The sequence below is a fragment of the Dyella sp. genome (genome assembly GCF_036568765.1).
Taxonomy (GTDB): Bacteria; Pseudomonadota; Gammaproteobacteria; order Xanthomonadales; family Rhodanobacteraceae; genus GSA-30.
Map to the genome: position 1 here is coordinate 41,655 of NZ_DATCRY010000314.1, position 7,514 is coordinate 49,168.

The 7,514-nt window shown below is 62.9% G+C and carries 8 protein-coding genes; 4 read left to right on the forward strand and 4 right to left on the reverse strand.

What is annotated here, in order from left to right; all coding sequences use genetic code 11:
* Nucleotides 1-140 precede the first annotated feature (140 nt).
* Nucleotides 141-1,538 carry an amidase gene (locus tag VIM98_RS19705; protein ID WP_331994805.1) on the forward strand — a complete coding sequence of 466 codons (1,398 nt, stop codon included), beginning with the start codon at nucleotides 141-143 and terminating at the stop codon, nucleotides 1,536-1,538.
* Between the two features lie 19 nt (nucleotides 1,539-1,557).
* Nucleotides 1,558-2,145, forward strand: a complete 588-nt coding sequence (locus VIM98_RS19710; protein ID WP_331994806.1) for an alpha-ketoglutarate-dependent dioxygenase AlkB family protein — start codon at nucleotides 1,558-1,560, stop codon at nucleotides 2,143-2,145.
* Nucleotides 2,146-2,163: 18 nt separating this feature from the next.
* Here VIM98_RS19710 and VIM98_RS19715 read toward each other — a convergent pair whose 3' ends face one another.
* From VIM98_RS19715 to VIM98_RS19730, 4 genes are read right to left on the reverse strand one after another with little or no spacing between them, the layout of a single operon-like run.
* Complete coding sequence (locus tag VIM98_RS19715; RefSeq protein WP_331994807.1) at nucleotides 2,164-2,766, reverse strand: ABC-type transport auxiliary lipoprotein family protein; 603 nt, start codon at nucleotides 2,764-2,766, stop codon at nucleotides 2,164-2,166.
* Nucleotides 2,763-3,701: an MlaD family protein gene (locus tag VIM98_RS19720; protein WP_331994808.1), complete on the reverse strand. Its 939-nt coding sequence runs from the start codon at nucleotides 3,699-3,701 to the stop codon at nucleotides 2,763-2,765. The genes VIM98_RS19715 and VIM98_RS19720 overlap by 4 nt, the downstream gene beginning before the upstream one ends.
* Nucleotide 3,702: 1 nt before the next feature.
* Entirely contained in the window at nucleotides 3,703-4,521 is an 819-nt protein-coding gene (locus tag VIM98_RS19725; protein WP_331994809.1) for an ABC transporter ATP-binding protein, read from the reverse strand.
* Nucleotides 4,518-5,663, reverse strand: coding sequence for an ABC transporter permease (locus VIM98_RS19730; RefSeq protein WP_331994810.1), 1,146 nt, complete (start codon nucleotides 5,661-5,663; stop codon nucleotides 4,518-4,520). The genes VIM98_RS19725 and VIM98_RS19730 overlap by 4 nt, the downstream gene beginning before the upstream one ends.
* A 167-nt stretch (nucleotides 5,664-5,830) precedes the next feature.
* On the opposite strand from VIM98_RS19730, the gene cysD reads away from it, so the two are divergent.
* Both cysD and VIM98_RS19740 read left to right on the forward strand, forming a co-directional pair.
* A complete protein-coding gene (gene cysD, locus VIM98_RS19735) occupies nucleotides 5,831-6,733 on the forward strand; it encodes a sulfate adenylyltransferase subunit CysD (RefSeq protein WP_331994811.1) in 903 nt (300 codons plus the stop codon).
* A partial coding sequence (locus VIM98_RS19740) for a sulfate adenylyltransferase subunit 1 (protein WP_331994812.1) occupies nucleotides 6,733-7,514 on the forward strand: 782 nt, incomplete at its 3' end. The genes cysD and VIM98_RS19740, both read left to right, overlap by 1 nt.

The following is a 7,514-nucleotide window of genomic DNA, read 5'->3' on the forward strand; positions in this document are numbered from 1 at the left end:
CGTGCTGGCGGGTACGGATAAACGGTCATTGTCCGGTTTCGTGGCGCTCGGGGCAACGCAGGGCGTTTCTGCTGCGGTACGGCTTGCAAACGTTTCACGCCGGCCAGCGATAATCGGGCCAAATCTCCCAGGGAGCGTTCATGAGTACTTTGCCGCCCGTCACCGACCAGGAGTTGCGTCGAGCCAGCGTTTGCCAGTTGTTGCACTGGCTGGCTATGGGGCGCACCCAGCCCGAATCGCTGGCGGAGGTCTACCAGGATGCCATCGAACGCATCAACCCCGAATTGAACGCCTATTTGGAGATCGTGCCGGGATTGGTGCAGGAACAGGCGCGAGCCGCGCAGCACCGGCGCCGCGACGGGGTTATCGGGCGCCTGGATGGTATTCCCATCGCTCTGAAAGACAATTTCGATGTGGCCGGCTGGCCGACGCGGGCCGGTCTGGCAGGGCGCAGGATGCCAGCGGAAGACGATGCCCATGTGGTGTCGCGGCTGCGAGCGTCGGGTGCGGTCCTGCTGGGCAAGACCAACATGGATGAGGGCGCCCTGGGCGCGGCGACCGATAATCCCCATTTCGGTCCCACCCATAATCCTTATCGGCACGGTTACAGTGCCGGTGGGTCGTCAGGCGGTGCGGCGGCGGCGGTGGCCGCCGGTCTGGCCGCTGCGGCAGTGGGTTCGGACAGCCTGGGCTCGATTCGCATCCCCGCCAGCTATTGCGGCATCTATGCTCTCAAGCCCACGCATGGCGAGATTTCCGCGCGCGGCATGGTTCCGGCAGCACGTCGGCTGGATGCCGTTGGCCTGTTGGCGCGTAGTGTGGACGATTTGACTGTCCTTCTACAGGTCCTGGCCGGTTACGACGCGGACGATCCGCGTTCGCGTCGTCGCCGGGTGGCGTTCTCTCCACCGGACTGGGAGCCCGGCAACCTGCGCGCAGGGCTTCTGAACGATCTGGCGGGCGCTGGCGTTGAACCGGAGGTCATCGAAGTATTCCAAGCTGCCTTGGCCAAGCTGCCGCGCGAGCTGGGTGAGCGTCGCATCGTGGATTTTGCCGACTGGAATTTTGCGCGCACGCGCCGTGCCGGTTTGTTGCTGATGGAGGCGGAGATGTTGAGTACTTTCGCCGCCGAACTGCAAAGTGCCGAGCCGGCCGTATCGCCTCGTTTCCGTCAGATGCTCGACTACGCCGCGAACAAGAGTGCGGCCGATTACGCCGTGGCCGATCGCGTGCTCGACATCGCTACGCTCAAGATGCGTCGGCTCTTTTCCCAGGTCGACGTCCTGGTCATGCCGACTACGCCACAGGGCGCGTTTCCGCTCGGTACGGAGGCGCCCGATTCGCAGGCCGATCTGACAGGCTTCGCTAGCTTGGCAGGCTGCCCCGCAGTCAGCATCCCGATGGGTATGTTGCCAGATGGCCGGCCGATCGGCATGCAACTGGTCGGTGCGCGTGGTTCGGATCTGCGCCTGCTCGAATTGGCGGCAGTGTGCGCGGCAACGCTGGATGCGGAGCCTGCCTATCCAGCGATCGCCTGATTCCGAGTCGTTGTTCGACATGCCCTTGTTTCATCACGAAGCGTCGGAGTGGCAGGCCATCGATCTGCCGGGGGCCGAGTTGCGGTTGTTGCCCGGCTGGATGTCGGCTGTCGATGCGGAGCGGTTGTTTCGCGCATTGCGCGAAGAAATTCCTTGGGAGATCCATCGCATCCGCATCTTTGGCCGAGAGGTCGATTCGCCGCGCCTGAGCTGCTGGATCGGCGATCAGGAAGCGACCTACGTTTATTCACGTACGCGTTTCGAGCCTCGGCCATGGACCGCCAGCCTCGCATCGTTGCGTGCGCGATTGGAAAGCTTGTGCGGGACACGCTTCAACAGCGTCCTGGCCAATCTGTATCGGGATGGCCGGGACTCGATGGGCTGGCATAGCGACGATGAGCCGGAGTTGGGCGCGCGCCCGACGATCGCTTCGGTCAGTCTGGGCGCGACACGGGTGTTCCGCCTCCGTCCGCGTGAAGGCAAAGCAGCGGCTCGATCGCTGGAGCTGCCATCGGGTAGCGTGCTATGCATGAGCGGAGACACGCAGCGTCACTACCGGCACGATCTACCCAAGATGCCGGGGCTGGAGGCGCCTCGACTCATCTGACCTTTCGCTTGATCGGTGCTAGCGCGTAGATTGATGCAACGTCCAATCCACGACTTGCGATGCCAGCCTATCGCTGGCGCGGCCAAACGCGGCGACGACTTCCGGCACGGCTTTGCCATTGACTGGCTCGGTCACCTCGAAGCTGCGCGCAGCGACGATGCGCAAGCCATTGGTATGCACCAGGCGGGCGTCGTAGCGGATCACTACCGTCGGCAGGCCGCCACGATACTCTGATTGGAAGGCACGCAGATCGCCGCTCAGGCTATCGTCGGCCTGCAGTCCCGCGTCGTCGCTGCTCAGAGCAGCAATGCGGCCATCGTCACGGAAGGCATCGAGTAGGCGGTTGCGCAGCAAGGTAGGGCCGTTATCGCTCCAGCGCGCCCCTTGGTAATTGCTGATCACGTTGTCTTCCGGCAGCACGACGATGCGCGCGCTGTCGATCATGCGTTCGGCTTGCGGCGTGTCGATGCGTAGTGACCGGCCGAGTGTTGGAGCCTGGTTACGCGGGATGGCGGATGCCGGCAAGCGATAGATGCTTGGCGATTCGGCCTTGGGTAGCACTGAGCAGGCGGCAAGTGAGAGCAGCAGCGAGATCGAGATGGCGCGGCGGATCATCCTCATGGCACGAACTCCTTGCTGCGTTCGCGACCGAGCAGGAAGCCGGCCGGGTTTTCGTCGAGGCGGCGGGTGATGCCGCGTAGTGAACCGGCCGCATCGCGCAGCTCGCGTACGGCCGGGCCGACTTCATTGAGTCCCTGCAGGCCGCCATTGAGCGCGTCGCGGTTGTCGTTGAGCATCTTGTCGACGCTTGCTGTGACGCGCTCGAGCGAGGCCATGGCGTTCTTGGCGCTTTCGAGCGTTGCCCGGGCCTGACCGTCGACCAGGGTATTGGCGTTGCTGGCCAGCCGTTCGGTCTGAGCCAGCGTGGCATTGGCCTGTTTGCTGGCGGTAGCCAGTTCGCGCAGCAGCTGGCGGATGTCTTCGCGCTGGTCGGCGACCACGCCGGTAGCCTGGTCGAGATGCTCCAGAGTGTGATCGATGCGGTCGACGTTTTCCGGCGAGAGCAGCTTGCTGGCGCGGGCGACGACTTCATTGATGTTGGTCATCAGGTCTTCGCCATTGGCCAACAGCTTGGCCAGCGGCGATGGGTCGGCAACGATCGAGGGCACATTGCCGTCTGTGGTTGTCAGGGGCGGGCTGTCGGGAGAGCCGCCGCTGAGCTGGATGATGGCCAGGCCGGTAACGCCGGTCAGTGCCAGCTTGGCATGGGTGTCGACACGCACTGGCGTGTCGCCGCGAAGGCGGATCCGTGCCAGTACGCGGCGAGGATCGGCCGGATCGAGGCGCAGATGCGTTACGTCGCCCACTTTGATGCCGTTGTATTGCACGGCGCTGCCCTGGGAGAGGCCCGTAACGGCTTCATTGAAGACGATGTCGTACTCGCTGAACTGGCGATCCGCGCTGGATTTGGCCAGCCACAGCGCAAACAGCAGCGCGGCGGCCACCACGATGACAGTGAAGGCGCCGATCAGGACATGATGTGCGCGGGTTTCCATATCAATCCACCTCGTGCGTTGAGCCGGAATGCCGTGCAGCGGCTTCCTCGGCAGCACGGCCGCGAGGGCCGTGGAAATACGATTGCACCCACGGATCGTTTGTGCGGGCGACAGTATCGAGACGATCGGCCACCAGGACCTTGCGTTGCGACAGCACGGCGACGCGATCGCAGGTGGTATAGAGCGTGTCCAGGTCGTGCGTTACCAGAAATACCGTCAAGCCCAGCGCATCGCGCAACGTCACGATCAAGCGGTCGAATGCTGCTGCGCTGATCGGGTCGAGCCCCGCGGTAGGTTCGTCCAGAAACAGGATTTTCGGATCGAGTGCCAGCGCGCGAGCCAGGGCAGCGCGCTTGACCATGCCACCGGACAGCTGCGCCGGATATTTCGTCTCGGTGCCCATCGGCAGGCCAGCCAGGGCGAGCTTCACGCCAGCCAGGTGCATCGCCTCCTCACGTTTGAGGCCGGCATGCTCGATCAGCGGCATGGCGATATTCTCGCCGACCGTCTGGGACGAGAACAGCGCACCGTTCTGGAACAGCACGCCGAATTGCCGCTCGACCAGCGAGCGGCGCTCTGGAGGCAAGGTCAGGAGGTCTTCGCCAAAGACATGTACGCGTCCCGAGGTCGGGCGGCGCAGGCCGACGATACAGCGCAGCAATACCGATTTACCGGTACCCGATCCGCCGACCACACCGAGGATCTCGCCACGGCGAACGTCAAGGTCCAAGTGTTCATGAACCACTTGTTCGCCAAAACGATTGGTCAGGTCGCGGACCTGGATGACGTCGTCGGACGTTTCTGGCGGGTGCGCGCTCACCAGCCCATCTCCATGAAGAACAGTGCTGCCAGTGCATCGATCACAATCACTACGAAGATCGACTGCACGACGCTCGAGGTAGTGTGTGCGCCTACCGATTGGGCGCTGCCGCTGACCTTGAAGCCTTCCAGGCAACCGATCACCGCGATCAGGAAGGCGAATACGGGCGTCTTTGACAAGCCGATCAGAAAATGGCGCACACCGATATCGGACTTGAGCAACGACAGGAACATCGGCGGCGGGATATCCAGGGTCAGTGCGCAGACGACGCCACCGCCGATCAGGCCGGCGATCATGGCGATGAAGGTCAGCATCGGCAAACCCAGTAGTAGCGCGAGCGTGCGTGGCAGCACCAGCAGTTCCACCGGGTCCAGACCCATCGCGCGGATCGCATCGATTTCTTCGTTAGCCTTCATCGAGCCGATCTGCGCGGTAAAAGCACTGGCGGTGCGGCCGGCCATCAGGATGGCCGTCAGCAGAACGCCGAATTCGCGTAGAAACGAAAAACCGATCAGGTCGACGGTATAGATGGTCGCGCCGAAATCGGCCAACACGGTCGAACCAAGGAAGGCCACCACGGCGCCCACCATGAAGGTCAGCAGGGCCACGATCGGGACCGCATCGAGGCCGGTCTGCTCCAGATGGGCAACCAGCGGTGTGACACGCCAGCGCCGCGGGCGCGGCAACGTGCGGGCCAGCGTCTCCAGGGTCAAGCCGATGAAGGCGAGCAGTCCCACGGCATGCCGCCAGAATGTCTCCATCGCGAGACCGATCCGCTCCAGCAGGTCGATCACCGACGAGGGGCGTTTGGGCGGCGAGGGTTTGCAATAGGCATCGAGCGCATCGCCGACCGTCTGAAGCAGCGCGCGGCGGGCGGGTGCCATCGAAGGTACGGCCTGTGCCAGGCTGGCCAGCCGCTTTGCGCCGAGCAGGCCGACAAGCAGGGAGGCACCTGCGGTATCGAGGGCGCCCAGGCGCTCCATATCGACGGTTACGCCGTCGCCTATGGCGGCGGCTAACGGCCTGATAGTCGTTTCCAGCTCGGCGTAATGGGCAAGCGTCCAGTCCCCCGCGATGCGCAAGCACGGCGGTTGGGTTTCGACATCGAGTCGGGCTGTTCCCTTCGCGTTCGATGCGCTCATAAGCAGGATCTTACATGTTCGGTTCGGTCTTGAAATGGCAGCGGCAGCATCCTGCGATCGAGTGCCAGGTATTTGTGGCGATCGTGTGAAGGGAGCGATTTTGGGCTAAATTTGCCCGATGGTCGCCGCGATGGATCGACTGTTGGATTTACTACGCGAAAGGGTCTATGTCCTCGATGTCCTGGCTCGATGTGCTTGAAGCGGAGAGCATCCATATTTTTCGCGAGACGATGGCGTCGTTCCGGCGCCCGGTCATGCTTTACTCGATCGGCAAGGACTCTTCGGTATTGCTGCATTTGCTGCGCAAGGCCTGCTTTCCCGCGCGACCGTCCATGCCGCTGTTACATGTGGACACCACCTGGAAATTTCGCGAGATGATTGCCTTCCGCGATCGGATCGTAGCCGAGGGCGACGTCCAGCTTCTGGTGCACATCAACGAAGACGGCTTGCGCCAGGGTATTTCGCCATTGACACATGGGGCGGCTGTGCACACCGATGTCATGAAGACGGTGGCGCTGAAGCAGGCGCTGGATAAGTACGGCTTCGATGCGGCCATTGGCGGTGCGCGCCGCGACGAGGAAAAATCCCGCGCCAAGGAGCGGATTTTTTCCTTTCGCAACGCCCAGCACCGGTGGGATCCCAAGAACCAGCGTCCGGAGCTGTGGGACACCTACAACACCCGGTTGCGCAAGGGCGAAAGCGCCCGGGTGTTTCCACTCTCCAATTGGACGGAGATGGACGTATGGCAGTATATCCGCCGCGAAAATATTCCGGTCGTCCCCCTTTATTTTGCCGAGCAGCGGCCCGTGATCGAACGCGACGGCGCGCTGATCATGGTCGACGACGAGCGGCTCCAGCTACGCCCCGATGAGTCGATACAGATGCGCCAGGTGCGTTTCCGTACGCTGGGCTGTTATCCGCTGACCGGCGCGGTGGCGTCGGCTGCCGATACGCTGGACAAGATCATCGATGAGATGGTCACCTCGCGCAGCTCGGAGCGTCAGGGCAGGGTCATCGATCACGACGTGCATGCGTCGATGGAACGCAAGAAGCAGGAAGGTTACTTTTGATGACGGCCGGATTGCTCCGTTTTATTACTTGCGGCAGCGTCGATGACGGCAAGAGTACCCTGCTCGGACGCCTTCTTTACGATGCCGGCATGTTGCCGGACGATCAGCTCGCCGCGCTCGAACAAGACAGCCGAAAGTTGCACGGCGGAACTTCGGGAGCGCTCGATTTCTCCCTGCTGACCGATGGCCTGGATGCCGAGCGCGAGCAGGGCATCACCATAGACGTGGCCTACCGCTACTTCCATACGACGCGGCGCAGCTTCATTGTGGCCGATTGCCCCGGGCACGAGCAGTACACCCGGAACATGGCCACCGGTGCTTCGCATGCCGAACTTGCTGTGGTGCTGGTGGATGCGAGCAAAGGCGTGCTGCCACAGACGCGCCGGCATACATATATCTGCGCATTGCTTGGCGTCCGCGAAGTCGTGTTGGCGGTCAACAAGATGGATCGAGTGGGCTACCGCCAGGAGGTCTACGACCGGGTTGTCCAGTCTTACCGTGAGCTTGCCATGACCTTGGGCATCGCTCAGGTGCACAGCCTGCCGGTCGCGGCACTGCACGGCGACAACGTCGGCACGGTATCGCCGCGCATGACCTGGTATCGGGGCCCGAGCCTGCTGACATTGCTTGAGACGGTTCAGCCCCAAGCCGATGCGCCCGCGGATTTCCGCATGCCGGTGCAATGGGTGAATCGACCGGATGCTTCGTTCCGTGGCTATGCCGGAACTGTATGTGGCGGCAGTCTTGCGGCGGGCGATGAAATCGTGGTGCAGCCTGCAAT

What these genes read in the sequence shown, in the direction of transcription:
- VIM98_RS19705 (WP_331994805.1), top strand. Translation starts at nt 141, where the DNA reads ATGAGTACTTTGCCGCCCGTCACCGACCAGGAGTTGCGTCGAGCCAGC.
- VIM98_RS19710 (WP_331994806.1), top strand. Translation starts at nt 1,558, where the DNA reads ATGCCCTTGTTTCATCACGAAGCGTCGGAGTGGCAGGCCATCGATCTG.
- VIM98_RS19715 (WP_331994807.1), bottom strand. Translation starts at nt 2,766, where the DNA reads ATGAGGATGATCCGCCGCGCCATCTCGATCTCGCTGCTGCTCTCACTT.
- VIM98_RS19720 (WP_331994808.1), bottom strand. Translation starts at nt 3,701, where the DNA reads ATGGAAACCCGCGCACATCATGTCCTGATCGGCGCCTTCACTGTCATC.
- VIM98_RS19730 (WP_331994810.1), bottom strand. Translation starts at nt 5,663, where the DNA reads ATGAGCGCATCGAACGCGAAGGGAACAGCCCGACTCGATGTCGAAACC.
- cysD (WP_331994811.1), top strand. Translation starts at nt 5,831, where the DNA reads ATGTCCTCGATGTCCTGGCTCGATGTGCTTGAAGCGGAGAGCATCCAT.